This window comes from Pseudoalteromonas xiamenensis, assembly GCF_030994125.1.
In the GTDB taxonomy this organism is placed as follows: Bacteria; Pseudomonadota; Gammaproteobacteria; order Enterobacterales; family Alteromonadaceae; genus Pseudoalteromonas; species Pseudoalteromonas xiamenensis_B.
In genome coordinates this window covers 749,821-763,212 of record NZ_CP099917.1, presented here as the reverse complement: position 1 = coordinate 763,212, position 13,392 = coordinate 749,821, and the positions used below count along the sequence as shown (strand labels likewise).

Below are 13,392 nucleotides of genomic sequence, written 5' to 3'. Positions count from 1 at the left end.
TACAAATGAATACCTACATTGATGCCGCACAACAATTTTTTGATAACTTAGTCGAAACTGCGACAGATGACCAACTCTTTGCTGGTGGCTACTTACGCGGTCATTTCGATTTGGCTGTTGGTTACGCTCAGGTAGAAGGCGTTACGTTGAGTTCTGAAGAGCTAAACAATACGATTGAAGCAAGCTTAGTCAAAGCGTATCACGCAGGTGAGCTCAATGATGAAGACAAAGCACATGTTGTAGAAATTTGGGAGCAAATCAAAAAATTAGCCCAATAAATTGAGGCTAGGACTTCTTATGTTCAGTGCTTTACAACAGTTATTGATTGAATTTAGGTCCAAAGTCAGCTAATTTTAAGGCTGGCTTTTTGTGCCTCAAAATTAATATGTGCTTACAGGGTCAGTTTGACGAGCTTTTAATTCTCGCTCGATTTGACCTGTAGGCTCAAATACACACTAAAGGATATAGTGATGAAGACACTTCCAACTTTAAAGGTGCTGCTTTGTAGTGCGGTGTTATTCAGTGCTCAAACATTCGCAGCAGATGTCACACAGAAAGATTTCAATGCAGCCTATATGGCTTATCAAGAAGCAATGAAAACGGATGATTCGAAGCTGAAGTTTGAAACAGCAAAACGAGCTTATGAACTTGGTCGCGCGATTTATGGTGATTTGGACAAAGATACGATTGCACTGGCAATTAATTATGCTGACCAAATTGCTTATGATGATAGAGCTGACAAGGCGGAATTACTCAAGAAAGTACTTGCAGATATAGATGCGCTAGAAGGTGAAGATTCAGAACGAAAAATTCCAATGCTAATAAGCCTTGCTAAAATAAAACTTTTCAAATCGAACAAAAGTGCTAAGGCATTGCTTCGGCAAGCAATTGATATATCAAAAAAATCTACAACTATAGGACTCGCCGCTCAAACTTACCTAGATGCGTCAGAAGTGTTAGTGGGCATACCTGGTGAACTTCGTACTGTATCGATGTATGTGGATAATGCAGAGGAAATTGCGAATAAGACATTAGATAAAAACGCTTGGCTGAATTTCTACATCGCATACCGTAAAGCGGATATCCTTATTGCGTTCAATCAACGTGAAGAAGCTATCACTGTGTTGGAGAGTAAGCTTGAGCGCTTGGACTCATCAATGTCATTTGATAGTCCACTTGAAATGCAAATGCGCATTCGATTGGTTCAATTGTATGAAGAAACGGACCAATCGGACAAAGCCACAAAACAATGTATCGCACTAGGTACACTCACACCTTGGAAAGACGATTTAGAGCAAGTACCACTTTACCGAGTTTTACCAGATATTAAAGACATTAAGAGTACTAGAAATACCTCTATTGTTGCATCGTTTGACGTAACGCCCGAAGGCAATGTAGAAAACATTGAAATCGACCATGTGAACGGTAATAAAGTCTTTGCAAAGCCATTGATAGCAGCATTGAAAAAATGGCGATATGCACCAAAATTTGAAGATGGAAAACCGGTAACGGCTTCATCGCAGATCAGGATGGACTTCCAAGTTCAATAGAAAAAACGGACATAAAAAAAGGGGCGGATGCCCCTTTTTGTTTTTCTTAGCGTACGTTTCTTTACAGCACAAATTTCCAATATAAGAACAAGAACGTAAATCCAAAGAGATATAAAAGCCCTGCGTATGTCAGCAGTTTGAGCAGGCCTTTTGGCTTTGCATCAATTGCATGCATTAGCTTCAAGTTAAAAAGCGCGAAGAGCGGCGTAGTAACAAAAGCTAACGTCATCGCAAACGTCAGCATATCTTTTAAGTTTGCTTTAAAGAACACGATGACGCTTAATCCAAAAATCGCCTGTACAAGAACGAAGATATTCAAGCTGTATTTAGGAAGCGACCCCTTTAAAAGAGTGGCGCTCTCATTTAGTGTTCTGGCATAGCCGTCGAGCACAGTCAGTGTGGTGCCAAACATACATAAGAATGCGATACCTGCAACCAAGTTACGAGACCATTCGCCTATGGTTGTGGTGTACATCTCTATTAACTGCTTACTAAACGCAACACCTGCCAATTCAATTTTACTCGTACTCCCGTACTGGATGAGCACGCCTAGCGCACAAAAAACAACGGCGAGCACAGCTGTAAGCATATAGCCGGTATTGAAATCCAATAACCCTTGCTTGAGTGTGAACGCCTCTGTACGTGTTTTGGCTTTAAGCCATAATGAGTTAATCGCGGATATTTCGATAGGGGCTGGCATCCAACCCATAAGCACGACCAAAAATCCCAGCATTGCAAGTTGATACGGGTTTGGCACAGAAGCAGGCTCAGGATGCGCAGCACCATTTGAAAGCGCCACAATGAACGCAGCAAGCGTTGCTAGAGTGAGTGAAATCATGATGATCTTGCTTGCGCTATCTAGGACTTTGTAATGGCCCAGCATTAAGATCAATAAGCAAATAGCCAACAGCCCATAACACAAAGTCATTACCTCTATCTGCCATGGTAGTGCGTAGAACAGTAAACTTGCGGTCAGGAGTAAAACCCCTGCGGTGTTGACTATCGCCGCGACAATATTGAGCGCGATGAAGCCAAAGAAAATGGGTTTACCTAATTGTTTATAACCGCTGACCAAACTCTCTTTACTGCGTAAGGTGTATTCCACACCGAAACGGAAAAATGGATATTTTAAAAGGTTTACCGCGAGGATCAGCCAGACAAGTTGCCAACCAAATAAAGCGCCAGCTTGCGTAGCCGCGACAAGATGTGAGCCGCCAACGGCAGCCGTAGCCATTAAAATACCCGGCCCAAAACCTTTAAGCTTTTCTGCGAAAGTCATTCATGTTGCTCGTTATCGTTATTTTGCGAGCCATGTTAGCGTTAAACTGTGGAAATAAAAAGAAGGAGAGGGAGGAGAGTGGGCATGCGAACATGCCCAACCAAAATTAAGCCATGAGCAAAAAGCCAACGAACGCAATGGCTGCCGCAAGCAATGCATACGGTAGTTGCGTAATGGCGTGACTCACAAGGTTACAGCCAGAGCCTTGAGCAGCCAGTACGGTTGAATCGGAATAGAAACAAGCCTGACTACCGAATGACGATGCAGATAGCAATGCGCCAATGACGAGAGGTATGTTTGCATCCACCGCAACGGCAAGCGGCATGACAATTGGGATTGTAACTGCAAAGATACCCCAGCTAGAGCCCGTCGCGAACGCAAGGATTGCCATCGATAAGAACACCATTGCAGGTAAAAGCTCAGCCGTCATGTAAGCACTCAAAGAATTAATGACGAATTGTGGTAGCATCAATTGGTCACACACATCTTTAAAGATGAAGGCAGCGATAACTGTACCAATAGCGGGCAACATACTCTTGAAGCCATCAATCATTTGTTCAAGCATATCGGCAAGCGGCATCAATTTCTGTGCTAGGTAAAACGGAACAGTAACCGCAAGCGTAGCAAGTAGTCCTTTCCAAACATCAATGTCAAAATAAACGGTAAACGCAACCAATAAACCAATTGGTACAAGGAAGTTATACAGCTTACCGTGTTCATCAGCCTGTTCGAATTCTTGTTCTATCGCTCTTGCGGCATAGTCATCTGGTGTATGAACGGCATCCAAATCAACCTGTTCTAGTGCAGGTTGACCTTCGCGAGCGGCAAGTTCCGCTTTTTTCATCGGACCAAATAATGGCACGACACCGATGATCACCAGTGGAACCATGATCACCGCGACCCACGCATAAAGCATGTAGGGAATGGCTTGCATGTAAACGCTAATGCCTTGACCCTCAGGTGCTACACCATTGTCGACAAGTAGGCCACCAAAAAACACCGCCCAGGTTGAAAGAGGAACAAGCACACACACAGGCGCTGCGGTTGAATCAACTACATACGCGAGCATTTCACGAGAAATCTTGAACTTATCCGTAACGCGGCGCATTGTTTCGCCGACCGTTAGCGCATTGAGGTAATCGTCAATAAAAATAACGATACCTAAGAAATAGGTCATGAGAAGCGAAGATTTTGGTCCTTTCGCCAATTTGAGGGCATTTCGGCCGAATGCAAGCGCTCCTCCGGTGCGGACAAGCAGGGCGATTAATGCACCGAAACTGCCGCAGACTAAAATGAGCCAGCCGATCGTTTCATCCGCCATGACTTTTAACGAAGATGTGGCGAAATTATCCAAAATCGCACTGAAATCCAGTAACGCAAAACCCACGATTGCGCCCAGAACAAGGGCTAAGATAGGTCGGCGTAACCAAACCGCAAGCGTCAATACAACGATAGGCGGTATTACACTAATCACACTAGGCTCAGTCATTCAAATTGTCCCAATATTTGCTAGTTTGAATAAGAAGGCTAAATTCGCAAACGTTCATCAACGTGCTTGTATCTGCTTAATATTGGGTTGACCAGAAACTAGTATGACCCTTCTTAAAACATCGGGGCGAAAATAAACAGTAATTCGAATCCCGTCAATTTCTTTTTTGTATTAAGCAGGTGAATTGTCGAATAAATAGACTGTAATGCATTTGTTGATGTTATGTAAGGTATTTTGACGTATCACTCACACTTTAATTGCGGTTATCTGGATGGTCTCAGGATGACAAAATACCAAACTCGAACAGACGATAGACTAGTGCCCGTTCAGGTATTTTGCATGAATTTGTTCTTTCACTGACGCTGGGATAGCAATCAAAAGCCGATGCAAAAGTGCGGCTTGTTCTTTACGGTCTTCTCTAAACCCGATGAATTGGGGTTCGTTGTGAAACGCTTCGGGTAAAATCGTCACCGGAAGTCGATATTGGTGGACCATTTTTGAGGCCCACTGTCTATCTACAATAATGGCGTCTATCCGTTCGTTTTCCAAAACATCGAAAAAGGTTATCGCTTCTTCATCGCTTTGTTCATAGAAAGAGCGCTCAATAATGACGGCATTCATGTCTTTCAGTCGTTTGTAGACCTCATCAGGATAAGGGTATTCCATAGCGAGCATGATACGTGGAGACGATGTGCTTAATTGCGACAACTGGGTAAAACGACCTTGTTTAACGGCTAACGATAAGGACCAGTCGGTAAACGATTTATCGAGCAGTGTTAAATTATCTGTACGGTCTACATGCAGGGTAAAATCATGCGTACCATGCCGTACGGAATCTAAACAACGTTGGTATGGAAGTTCTTGAAATTCGACAGCAATACCTTTTGGTTGTGTAGCAAGTTGAATGAGCTCAACCTCAATCCCTTTGGGGATGCTTTCTTTACTAACAAAGCTATACGGCCACCAACGCTCAAAACAGATTTTAAATTTGGGCGTATTGGCAAAACTTGAAAACGAAATTAGCAATGCGATGCCAACTAAGGCTAATTTCATGGTAACTCCAACAGTGCGCACACCGTTAAGCATACGCTACTTACTCGATGATGCAATAAATTCGTCTTAAATGGATTTTTCGTGTTCAGGTTCAAATTCAAAAACTCGATTACGTCCATTATTTTTGGCTCCATAAAGCGCAGTATCAGCTTGTTTAATGAGTTCAGCCGGATCGGGTGCCGTGCAAGTCGAAGATACACCAGCACTGGCTGTCACTACATTGAACAGTGATTGGGCGTGCTCGATGCTGAGCTGATGAATTCCTTTAATGATATTCTGCGCTATTTCAAATGCCGCCTCTTTGGGCGTGTTCGGCAACAACACGGCAAATTCTTCGCCACCGTAACGAAATGCGCCATCCAAGGGTCTGCGAGTGCAGTGTTTCAATACTTTTGCGACCGACTTCAGCACATCATCGCCTTTTAAGTGGCCGTAATGGTCGTTATATTTTTTAAAGTTATCTACGTCAAGGATAATCATTGATAACGTCGTATTTGCCCGCTGACCTTGACGATAGTGTCTGTCCATTTCTTGTGAAAAATAGCGACGGTTGAAAACGCCAGTCAGTCCATCTACGTAGGAATACTCGCGCAGTAAATCCGCTTGTTTTTTATATTTTAGATGTGTTTTAACGCGATTGACCAACGTTCGCGCTACTATGGGCTTGCCGATGAAATCAACGGCACCAGCATCCCAGCACTCTTCTTGCTGGCTTTCCCCAACATTTGAGGTGACAAAAATTACTGGAATGTTTGCCGTTGCGGGTTTACTTTGTAACAGTTTACATGCTTCAAGGCCAGTAATACCCGTTAGGATCCAATCCATCAAGATCAAATCTGGTGAGGATTGAAGGCAATAGTCAATCGCTTCCTCACCCGATGCGACCACTGCGACATCACACAAGTCAGCGAGGCAAACTTGAATAATTTTCTGGTTGATGACCGAGTCTTCAACTATGAGCACTTTACAGTCAGATAAATCATCTACATCGTTAAACACAAAAACCCTTACAGTTACAGCACGACAATCGCCTTGATCCGTTGTCTCAATATAGCGTTGTATTCGAAGTTTTTTAATCTTTTAATTAAAATTTAACACGGTTTTCTTTGGTAACTCAGTCAAAAGTATCGGTTTGGTGGTTACTGACAGTTAAAGATGCGGTAGAGAATGTAATGGGGGATTTATCGGATGCTTAAAATTGAGCAATAAACAGAATAGCTAACCCTACAACAATCTCTCGAGTGTTGAATATGTTCACTCAAAAGAGACCTATTATTTTTCACATGAGCCAAGGTAAGTAAATTACACAGATAAGGCATGTACTCAACTGTACTCATTCAGCGCTTTACGAAGCGTTAGGCTCAACAAAAACGTTGCGTAAATCAATAAGAATTAGACGAACTGTAAAAAGAATATAAATAGTCAAAAAAGGAACGAAATTATTTGTACCTAGCATTGAAATGAGAATAATTTGTATTTAATATGCGCGCTCCTCGCATTTAATAAGAATCATTCTCATGAAAAAGTTTCCTTTATCTCTGCTTGCGCTGGCATGTAGCGGCTTATCTCAATACGCAATAGCATCGAAAGGTGAAGTCAGTACGACGGATAAATCACCATTGGAAGTCATCAGTGTTTATGCCAAACAAAACCAAGTGGTAATGAACTCAGGCCTCGCGACTAAATCAGACATGTCACTGATGGAAACGCCTGCGGCGGTTGTGATTGTTGATGGTGACCTTATTAAAGCGCAGGGAATTTCAGATTTACAAGACGTCATCCGCAATATTAGTGGTGTAACACAAGCGGGCAACAACTATGGCATTGGGGATAATCTCGTGATCCGAGGACTTGGCGCGAATTATACGTTTGATGGTATGTATGGCGGGGCAGGCCTTGGCAATACATTCAACCCAACACGCTCAATGACGAACGTAGAATCGGTAGAAGTTCTAAAAGGACCTGCGACGGGTCTTTATGGTATGGGCAGTGCGGGTGGTGTGATTAATTTAATCGAGAAAAAGCCCAAGTTTCAGGCAGAACATGCAATAAGAGCCGAGATCGGTCAGTGGAATACCTATTCAGTTGAGCTGGACTCAACCGATGCGTTAACGGATGACGTTGCTTATCGTATTTTAGTGAAGTCTGCCAGAAGTGATGGTTATCGCGATCTGAGCAATGACAGAGATGAAGTTTATGCAAGTTTGAAATTCGTATTGAACTCAAGCAATAACTTGTTGTTATCTGCAGCGTATATCGATGATGCGATTGCAGTAGACTCGATAGGTCATCCAATTCGTATTTTCAATTCTGCATCGGTAGACGGGAAGCTTGCAAGTCAAGTGACATGGCAAGATTTGGTGAGTGATGCCAAAGGCAAAGGCGTGATGTTAAGTGACACTCAGCGTCAACAACTTGCCGATTCATTGGCAACAAATGATGGCTTAACACCTTATCAATTCGGCCATAACGGCATTATTTCCCCGATGGCGAAAGATAATGAAGGGCAAGAGCTACGTTTAAAGCTCACGCATACCGTTGATATAACCGATCATCTATTTTTGAACCATCAACTTCAATATCGCGATTATGATTCTAGTTTTGCGCGTCAAACAGGGGCATACAACTATGTGTATTGGCAACGTGGTGGCGTGGTGAATGCTGACCCTCGCGCACCACTCGTTGTAGATGGTGAACTTTATCCTTTTGCCGCGCGCCGTCAGGAATACCGTAAAGTGGAAGCGAATGAGTCATCGCTACAATACTTCGCTGATCTACGTTACGACTTCTCGATTGGCAATGTCAATAACGAATTTCTGGTTAACGCTAACTATGAAGACCGCGATATTCGCTTCAAACAGTATTCAATTTATGATGCGGACCAAGTAATTAAAAACAAACAAGGTGACGTGATTTATCAAGGTACGCTGCCGTATATTTTTGATATTCGTAATCCAAATTGGGCAACCAGTACGTTTGAAGACAATGATCCCTTAAAAACAGCGGACTACAACAAAACCGTTGCTGCATGGGGCCTTGGCGCACAACATGTGGCGTACTTTGAAAACGGCTTCACCACCCGAGTAGGTCTTGCTTTTAACCGTATAAAACAGAGCTACCAACATTTTGGTGTTGACGCGCGATATCGTGCAAGTGCCGCAGAACCGAAGCCTGAGCAGGATACGTCTGACAGTGGAATTACTTACAACTTGGGTGCCAGCTACAAATTCAGTGACGATGTATCCGCTTTTATCAACCATTCAAAAGGCAGAACCGCATACAGTATTCTCGGTGAGATTTTTGGCAATGAAGCAGACCGTGAAGATAGCGAATCGGTAAGCAACGACATCGGTATGCGTTTTAAAGGGTTTGAAGATCAAGTTGTTGCGTCTGTGGTCATGTTCGAAAGTAGTCGTACTAATTTGCAGTACGCAAACCCTGATTATGAAGCAGGAGTATCTGCGCCTTCAGTGCCAAAAAGTTTTTACGATGGCCAAGAACAAACCAAAGGCATTGAACTGGATTTAAATGCGGTATTAAGTGATCAGTGGAAATTCAACTTTAACGCGGTATATCAAGACGCTCGTGATAAGCAAAATCCAACTAGCAGCAGCTATAATTCTCGTCAAAAAGGTGTGCCGTATGTTACCGTGGGCAGCTGGCTCACGCACTCACGCCATGTTTTTGATTTGCCTGCGCCGGTTGATCTAAGCCTTGGTATGTCATTTGTGGATAAACGCAGTACGCATTCTGATTCATTCGGTATTCCAGATGGGTTTGTACCGAGTTACACCGTCTTTGACGCGGGTGTACGCTATGAGCACAACAATTGGCAGTGGCAAATGAACATCAATAACTTATTCAACAAAGTGTATTTCAGTAAAGCGATGTTTTTAGGCGGCATGCCTGGAAACGAACGTAATGTAAAACTCCAAGTACGTTACGCGTTCTAAAGCTTCTATAACTAAATAAACAGGGGATGCCCCCTGTTTATTTATTATCTATTAATATCATATGGTTACTTTCCAAAGGAACGGTGTTTCAAATTAGCTTACCGGTTCAGGTAGGCGAAATAATGTACTGAATTTGTTTGGCGCCTGTAGCCTTAACCTGTTATCTACCGCAATTAGACGTTTAAAAATTGCTTAACCAAAAATCGTGAACTAGTTTTTTTGAGTCTTAAAATTTAGCCAATAATCTGGCAAAACGGGTAGTCTCATGAATCGTAAAGAAAAGTTAATATACCGTATTTTAGTGACCCAATTTAACAATAACGCTTGTAAACCTATCCCGCTTGATTCGGTCCAACTTGAATCAGACCTTACCCACCGTGAGCTTAACGACCTTCTTCAGTCGCTTGCTGCAAATCATTCGATTTTTATTCATAAAAACAATCAGCTTTCGATACCGGAAGACGCACTCGTGATGGATTAATATTAAAACCCGATGAAATGAAACAAGAGAATACAACGAATAATAAGGACTTGTATTGAAACTGATTTTGGAGGTTAATCGGTTAAGGCTCTTTGACTTTAGTCATATTGGGGACACATTAATTTGGTATACAATATCACCAATTGAAACGAGCATGAACATGTCTAAGATGAAGCGATACCGAATAAGAACATTGGTTACTGTATTTTTCTTAATAGTGAGTTTCATTGGCTACGCACAGCCGTGCACAAAGACGTTAAAAATTTATGCTAATGACAATTGGTTTCCATATTCTTACGTTAAAGATGGCGTGTATCAAGGGTTGGAAATTGAGGTACTAAAAAAAGTGCTCTCAGACGCAGATTTATGTTGGCATTTTGTGAGTTACCCTTCATCAAGCAGGGCTATTAGAGAATTTCAAAAACACAATGTGGATGTACTTTTTGCCGCTTCCTATACGCGTCAAAGAGACTCCTTCTCCGATTTTAGCCTACCATACCGGCAAGAAACCATGACCTTGTTTGGCAAGAAAGACAAAGTTGAATTGCTTGCAACGAACGCTCAAGCTGTACCTCAAAACATTTACCCTTCGCTAAGAAATACGATTGTTGCGGTGAATCGGGGCAGTGTTTATGGGGGCTATTTCAGCACTTTCGTCGACTATGCAGTGATTGTGTTGTCGAACTGAATTTAGCACAGGAGCGATTTGAGCTTGTAAAGCGTTCTCGAGCAGACTTTCTAGTTGAAGATTTCCTCTCGGGTCTATATTTAATTAGTCACAATTCTGAATATAAAAACTCAATTAAAGCTTCTCCCTTCACTATCCATCAAAATCCTGTGCATTATATGTTGAGGCCAGACGTTCTGAGTAAAGATGAATTTAGCCGCCTCAATTATGCTATTCGCCAAAATCAGTATTTTATAGAACAAACTGTGGAGCAATATTTTCAAAAATACGCTCAAAGGAATGTGTTATTAAAGACAGAAAATAAGAAAGCCAGTTAAGGGCTTCGCCCCTTAATGGTCTACACAAGCGACAAGCCAAAAAGTGAATTAGCCTCAATACCGCTTTGCGCGTAGCACACAGTCAAAACAATGAAGGCTATCCCACTCTGACAAACCAAAAGATTTTTACCAACTTTTTTAGCTTCCGTTGACCCAATTTTAGTAATGCCACTGAGTTTATCGAAAGGGCTCTGACATTTTCCGCTCCCATTGTCTCAGGGTGACGCTTGTGGTGAAAGTTAATGAATGCCTTATTCCAATATAGGTCGGTTTTTTCTGTTTTAATGTTGTAACCACGCATACGTATTTCTTCCTGAAGACCTTTCAGAATAGGGCTTTTTGGACTCATGATAACTCCGCACCTTACAGGGCTGTGTATATACAGTGCTATTTGAAATTCTCGGATATCAAGGGAAATAATGAAAAATTTTTGCGCGTTTACGCATGAATAAATTAAAAATATTATTGTTTATCAAAAAGTTATTTATTTGCGATTTGAGATAATAGGTTTGGGAAACGCGCATGCGCATTTTTCCAGATAGTATATTTAGCAGAATGCTGATAAGTTCTTTGCATACAGATAGTTAACTGTGCGCGTTTTCACTGGTCCAACGAGGTAAACGCGCATGCGCACGAATAAAATGTTATGTTCACAGGGAGAGTGTCGATGAAATCTAAAATTATTGCGTGGGTTATAGGCGGGACATTTTACTTTAATCGTTTTCTTTGGTGGTTTTGTTTCTGCTTTCTATCTCAATTATGCATCTTTAGCTAATACATACACTAAAGAGCACATTGACAATGGTCGTTTTATGCTTTGGGCTTTAAAGTACTTGGAAGAAGGTGAAACTGAAAAAGCTAAAGGTTTCCTGCGCAGCCAAGTTACAACCAAAGTACTGATTGTTGAAACGGTGCGCTTGCCACCAACAAGCAAAAGAGAGCTGGAATTAATTGAAAATTTCTACTCCGAAGTTATAGATTACTTTGACTCCCAAGGAGGGTTTAATGAAAGCTTTCAAGTCATGGAAAACGGTGAATGGCTAACAAAGCCCACTCCTACAATGGCAATCCTAGAAAAATTCAAAAGTGAACATAACAATCAAATTCATCCGACGCCAAACAACGGCGCGGCCGATTAGTGCGTTATGAGTCATGGAGAGTGAAGTGACAGATAAAGTAAAAATTTACTGTAATACCTGTAAAGGTGAAACAAACCATGACATTAAATCTACTCATGATCAGTCATATCACGAGGAGTTTGAAGATCATGGTCAGCGATTTCTGGGATATTACGAAGAAACCGAGTTTCGATTCTTAGTTTGCCGAGGTTGTGACTCAGCAACGCTCCAAGAGAAATGGACTTGTGCAGGAATGCATGATCACAATGGTGATAAGATATACTCCTACAACTATCACCCCAAACGAAAACATCTAGGTGAGCGTGAGGCCAAAAAATTTCATCACGTAGACAAAAAGCTTAATGATTCATACAAAGAAGTCATTACTGCTTTTCAGCAGGGCCTTGAAATAGTAACTGCCATGGGAGTTAGGGCTTTACTTGAAGGAATATGCGTTGTTGAAGGAATAGATGACAAGGCTGCTTGGGGATTAGCCAAGAAAATTGAAAAGTTAAAAGATTCCCCAAATATACCAGATAGCATTATTGACAGCCTCAATGGGTTGAAATTCATTGGCGATGATGCCGCGCATCGCTTGAACGCTACTGATAAACATACGCTCAGTCTTTCAATAGATCTATTAGAATCACTGCTAACTCATTTATATGAAGCTCGCATTGATTTAGAGCGTAAGGCTGAGATGGTGCGAGCAACTCATAACAAACAAAGGCAGTCGGACGCGTAAACGCGCCGCTGCTTTGGGCGTTAGCTGCACAAGGAGGAACTATGGCGGATGTAGAACAATCAGCTACCTTAGTTGAAATCATTAAAGCAATTGGTCCATATGTAGTAGCCGTAGCTGGCATGGCCTTTGGTTACGTCCAATCTAAAAAAGTTGCTCAGATTGCCAAAGAGAAAGATTTTGAAATTGCTAGTATTCAACAACGTTCGACCTTTGAAATGGAAAAGTTCAAAAATAGCAATGCCGCACTTTTGAAATTACAAGAAATCTATAGCCCAATGTTTGCTAAAGCAGAGTCAATATTTCATACATACATTGGGGTTGTAGCAGATAAAAAGTCGCCGAGAAATATTCAGTCTGAGATAGTAAAATTTTTAGTAGATGACAACATGTCCTTCTCGGTTGAAAGTCGAAAAAAAGTCTTAGCTGAGGCTATTGTCATTTGTCAGGTGTTACAAGACCATAAGGCTTATGAGATTGCTGTTAATTTAGATAATAAAATCACCGAAGCTTTGTCATTAGTTGACCCTACAGGTAACTCATCAGGTAGTGAGCATACAAATGCGATCAAAAAAGTCACACGCGAATATCGTTTACTTTATGTGTCATTGTTTTATCGGGTAGCAAATTTGACCGAAGCAGCTAACAAGTCAAGTAAAACGCGGATGCAGCAAGCTGCACCGGTTCTTGAAGCGTTAGGCATTTCAATATAATTGAGAACA

At 41.8% G+C, this 13,392-nt stretch carries 12 protein-coding genes and 1 pseudogene; 8 read left to right on the top strand and 5 right to left on the bottom strand.

Annotated features, from left to right (window positions below; genetic code table 11):
- Nucleotides 1-5: 5 nt before the first annotated feature.
- Nucleotides 6-278 (top strand): YfcL family protein, encoded by a 273-nt coding sequence (locus tag NI389_RS03485; RefSeq protein WP_308361582.1) that lies wholly within the window; start codon nucleotides 6-8, stop codon nucleotides 276-278.
- Nucleotides 279-470: 192 nt separating this feature from the next.
- A complete protein-coding gene (locus tag NI389_RS03480; RefSeq protein ID WP_308361581.1) occupies nucleotides 471-1,550 on the top strand; it encodes a TonB family protein in 1,080 nt (359 codons plus the stop codon).
- Between the two features lie 61 nt (nucleotides 1,551-1,611).
- Here NI389_RS03480 and NI389_RS03475 read toward each other — a convergent pair whose 3' ends face one another.
- From NI389_RS03475 to NI389_RS03460, 4 genes are all read right to left on the bottom strand, one after another.
- Entirely contained in the window at nucleotides 1,612-2,829 is a 1,218-nt protein-coding gene (locus NI389_RS03475) for an NRAMP family divalent metal transporter (protein WP_308361580.1), read from the bottom strand.
- Between the two features lie 106 nt (nucleotides 2,830-2,935).
- The gene (locus NI389_RS03470; protein WP_308361579.1) at nucleotides 2,936-4,318 is read right to left on the bottom strand and encodes a Na+/H+ antiporter NhaC family protein; all 1,383 of its coding nucleotides are present in this window, start codon (nucleotides 4,316-4,318) and stop codon (nucleotides 2,936-2,938) included.
- Nucleotides 4,319-4,633: 315 nt separating this feature from the next.
- A complete protein-coding gene (locus tag NI389_RS03465; protein WP_308361578.1) occupies nucleotides 4,634-5,371 on the bottom strand; it encodes a substrate-binding periplasmic protein in 738 nt (245 codons plus the stop codon).
- A gap of 66 nt (nucleotides 5,372-5,437) precedes the next feature.
- On the bottom strand, nucleotides 5,438-6,370 hold the full coding sequence (locus NI389_RS03460; RefSeq protein ID WP_308361577.1) for a diguanylate cyclase: 933 nt from the start codon (nucleotides 6,368-6,370) through the stop codon (nucleotides 5,438-5,440).
- A 518-nt stretch (nucleotides 6,371-6,888) separates the two neighbouring features.
- Between NI389_RS03460 and NI389_RS03455 the strand changes: the two genes are divergently transcribed.
- From NI389_RS03455 to NI389_RS03445, 3 genes are all read left to right on the top strand, one after another.
- On the top strand, nucleotides 6,889-9,324 hold the full coding sequence (locus NI389_RS03455) for a TonB-dependent receptor (RefSeq protein WP_308361576.1): 2,436 nt from the start codon (nucleotides 6,889-6,891) through the stop codon (nucleotides 9,322-9,324).
- Between the two features lie 265 nt (nucleotides 9,325-9,589).
- The gene (locus tag NI389_RS03450) at nucleotides 9,590-9,805 is read left to right on the top strand and encodes a hypothetical protein (protein WP_308361575.1); all 216 of its coding nucleotides are present in this window, start codon (nucleotides 9,590-9,592) and stop codon (nucleotides 9,803-9,805) included.
- Nucleotides 9,806-9,965: 160 nt separating this feature from the next.
- Nucleotides 9,966-10,493, top strand: a complete 528-nt coding sequence (locus tag NI389_RS03445; RefSeq protein WP_308361574.1) for a substrate-binding periplasmic protein — start codon at nucleotides 9,966-9,968, stop codon at nucleotides 10,491-10,493.
- A 510-nt stretch (nucleotides 10,494-11,003) separates the two neighbouring features.
- On the opposite strand, the pseudogene NI389_RS03440 reads toward NI389_RS03445, so the two are convergent.
- Nucleotides 11,004-11,159: pseudogene (locus NI389_RS03440) on the bottom strand (phage integrase N-terminal SAM-like domain-containing protein); the annotation flags it as partial.
- A gap of 463 nt (nucleotides 11,160-11,622) precedes the next feature.
- Here NI389_RS03440 and NI389_RS03435 point away from each other — a divergent pair.
- Genes NI389_RS03435 through NI389_RS03425 form a run of 3 tightly spaced genes read left to right on the top strand, consistent with a single transcriptional unit; the run spans nucleotide 11,623 to nucleotide 13,383 of the window.
- Complete coding sequence (locus tag NI389_RS03435) at nucleotides 11,623-11,949, top strand: hypothetical protein (protein ID WP_308361573.1); 327 nt, start codon at nucleotides 11,623-11,625, stop codon at nucleotides 11,947-11,949.
- A gap of 25 nt (nucleotides 11,950-11,974) precedes the next feature.
- Nucleotides 11,975-12,673, top strand: coding sequence for a DUF4145 domain-containing protein (locus NI389_RS03430; RefSeq protein ID WP_308361572.1), 699 nt, complete (start codon nucleotides 11,975-11,977; stop codon nucleotides 12,671-12,673).
- Nucleotides 12,674-12,714: 41 nt separating this feature from the next.
- Entirely contained in the window at nucleotides 12,715-13,383 is a 669-nt protein-coding gene (locus tag NI389_RS03425; RefSeq protein WP_308361571.1) for a hypothetical protein, read from the top strand.
- Nucleotides 13,384-13,392 lie beyond the last annotated feature (9 nt).